The sequence below is a fragment of the Ramlibacter sp. genome (assembly GCF_035706265.1).
GTDB lineage: Bacteria > Pseudomonadota > Gammaproteobacteria > Burkholderiales > Burkholderiaceae_C > Ramlibacter.
In genome coordinates this window covers 1-2770 of the sequence record NZ_DASSVG010000525.1, presented here as the reverse complement: position 1 = coordinate 2770, position 2770 = coordinate 1, and the positions used below count along the sequence as shown (strand labels likewise).

General features: G+C 67.7%; 3 protein-coding genes. All 3 read right to left on the bottom strand.

What is annotated here, in order from left to right:
- Positions 1–737 (bottom strand): ABC transporter ATP-binding protein (locus VFM98_RS18790; RefSeq protein WP_325111422.1); only part of this gene is annotated, 737 nt, incomplete at its 3' end.
- Positions 734–1513, bottom strand: a complete 780-nt coding sequence (locus tag VFM98_RS18785) for an ABC transporter permease (protein ID WP_325111421.1) — start codon at positions 1511–1513, stop codon at positions 734–736. The genes VFM98_RS18790 and VFM98_RS18785, both read right to left, overlap by 4 nt.
- Before the next feature lie 13 nt (positions 1514–1526).
- Complete coding sequence (locus VFM98_RS18780; RefSeq protein WP_325111420.1) at positions 1527–2516, bottom strand: ABC transporter substrate-binding protein; 990 nt, start codon at positions 2514–2516, stop codon at positions 1527–1529.
- Positions 2517–2770 lie beyond the last annotated feature (254 nt).

Below are 2770 nucleotides of genomic sequence, written 5' to 3'. Positions count from 1 at the left end.
CGCTCGACCAGCGCCTGGAAATCCTTGGCGTGGCGGTGGCGCGGGCGCGGCAGGGCAATGGGCAGCTCCAGCACGATGCGCGAGGGCCGCCCGTTCAGCACCAGCACGCGGTCCGAGAGGAACACCGCCTCCTCGATGTCGTGGGTGATGAACAGCACCGTCTTGTGCGTCTCCTGCCAGATCTCGCCGAGCGCGTTCTGCATGTTCTCGCGCGTCAGCGCGTGGAGGGCGCCGAAGGGCTCGTCCATCAGCAGCACGGCGGGCTCGACGGCGAGCGCCCGTCCCAGGCCGACCCGCTGGCGCATGCCGCCCGAGAGGCGGTTGGGATAGTAATGCGCGAAGGCCGACAGGCCGACGAGATCCACGTATTTTCCGGCGCGCCGCAGGCGCTCGTCCTTCTTCATGCCCATGGACTTCAGGCCGAAGGCGACGTTGTCGCGCACGGTCAGCCAGGGAAACAGGGCGAATTCCTGGAACACCACGCCGCGGTCGAGGCCCGGGCCGCGCACCGGCTTGCCGTCCACCGCGACCGTGCCCGCGCTCGGCTCTTCCAGCCCGGCGGCGATCGCCAGCAGGGTCGACTTGCCGCAGCCCGAGGGACCGATGACGCTGACGAACTCGCCCGCGCGCACCGTGAGGCCGAGCGCCTCGAACACCGTCAGCTCGGTGCTGCACCGCCAGCCGTGGCGCACGGCAAAGCGCTTGGCCAGCCCGGTGACCTTCAGCTCGCCGCTCACGCCAGCTCCCGCACGGTGCCCCAGCGGTTGACCGTGGCCTTCTCGAGCGTGCGCAGCAGCACGCGCTCGATCAGCAGGCCCGACAGGCCGACCACCAGCAGCCCGGCGTAGACCAGCTCGAAATGGAAATACTCCCGGGCGTAGTAGAGCCGGTAGCCCAGGCCCGCGGCCACCGACACCAGCATCTCCGCGATGATCAGGATGCGCCAGGCGCGCGAGAACGCCAGGCGGTAGCCGCCGATGATGGAGGGCAGCGCCGCCGGGATCAGCACGCGCCACAGCATGCCAGCGCCGCGCGCGCCGAACACCCGCCCGGCGCGGATCAGCGACAGGTCGATGCTCTTCACGCCGGTCCAGGTCATCACCGTCACGGTCAGGGCCACCTCGTAGATGAGGATGGAGATGATCGCCATCTCGCTCAGGCCGAACCAGATGAGGGTCAGCGGGAAGAGCGCCGTGCCCGGAATCGAGAGCAGGAAGTTCATCGGCGCCACCGAGGCGCGCTCGATCCACTTGAAGTAGCCCATCATGGTGCCGAACAGCGTGCCGATGACGGCGCCGACCAGCACGCTCTCGAACAGGCGCCGGAAGGTGCCGGCGAGGTCCGCCGCCAGGCTGCCGTCGGACAGCATCTTCAGCAGCGCGGCGAAGATCGACTCGAGCGGCGGGAAGAGCGAAGGCGGCAGCCCGGCGAACTTCGCCGCCAGCTGCCACAGGACGAGGATCACCGCGAAGGGCGCCAGCGCGGCCGCCGCGCCACGCAGGGCTGCGTTCACGGGCTTGCTCGGCTCAGTTGGCGCGCGCGGCGGCTTTGCGGGCGAACGTGAAGTTCGTCGCCGTGTCGAGGTTCGGCGCCTTCTGCAGCTTCTTTTCGCGAACCAGGAATTCCGCCGTGCGCTTCAGGTCGTTCAGGTCGCGCTCGTTCGGCGCCAGGCGGTCGAAGCGGGAAGCGGCGTAGATCTGCGCCTCGAGCTCGGCGTCGCTCATCTTCTCCGCGACCTGCGGCGGCAGGTACTTGCGGTAGACCGCCACGGCGCCCTTGTGGTCCTGCATCAGGAAGCGCTGGCCGCGCAGGAAGCCGTTCAGGTAGCGCTGCACGGTCTGCGGCCGCTCGCGGATCATCTTCTCGGTGGTGAGGATCATGAACGGATAGGTGACGTCGGCGAGGTCCTCGAACTTCGAGGCGCTGATCACCTCCTTGCCGCGCCCCGACTGCACGATGCGCAGCGCCGCCGGCTCCCAGGCGAGCACCGCGTCGAAGGTGTCGGACTGCATCGCGGCCGGCATGTCGTTCACCCGGATGTTGGTGATGGTGAAATCGGCCGGGTTCAGGTGGTTGCGCTCCAGCGCCATGAGGAACACGGTGTGCACGCCGGTGCCCACCTGGATGCCGATGCGCTTGCCCTTGAAGTCCTCCAGCCTGGAGAGCTTCGCGTGCTTGGGCGCGGCGATCAGCTTGCCGAGGAAGCCGTAGGAGTTCAGGCCGATCGCCACGATCGGCAGGTCCTTCGAGGCCGCGGCGAGGAACTGGGCATGCGAGGACTCGCCGAACTCCAGCGTGCCGCTCGCCAGGCCCTGGATGGCGTCGTTGCCGCCCACGATCACCTTGATGTCGAGGTCCAGGCCCTCGGCCTTGAACCAGCCGAAGTCCACCGCGGCTCGCGACGGCACGTAGGAAATGGCCAGCGCCGTGGCCAGCGTGGCCCGGTCCTGTGCTGCGGCGGAAAGCGGCAGAAGCAGTGCAGCAACGGCTGCCGCGCCGATAAGGCCCGACGTCATGCGATTAATCAAAGTGTCCTCCTCCTGGGCGGACTGTACCGAAGGACCCCGCGAACCGCAATGCGCGTTGCGACAGAGTTCGAAATCGGGGTCAGAAATCGAAATCGGGGTCAGAGCCCGATTTACGCCTCTTCTTGGTTTCGGGCTCTGACCCCGATTTCGATTTCGGGCTCTGACCCCGATTTTGACTTTCAGCTTTTCGGCTTCACGAATTCCCCCACCCTTCCTTCCACCCGCTCCTGCGCGATCTTCTC

Excerpts from the sequence above, each read along its gene's own strand:
- VFM98_RS18780 (WP_325111420.1), bottom strand. The coding sequence starts at position 2,516 with ATGACGTCGGGCCTTATCGGCGCGGCAGCCGTTGCTGCACTGCTTCTG.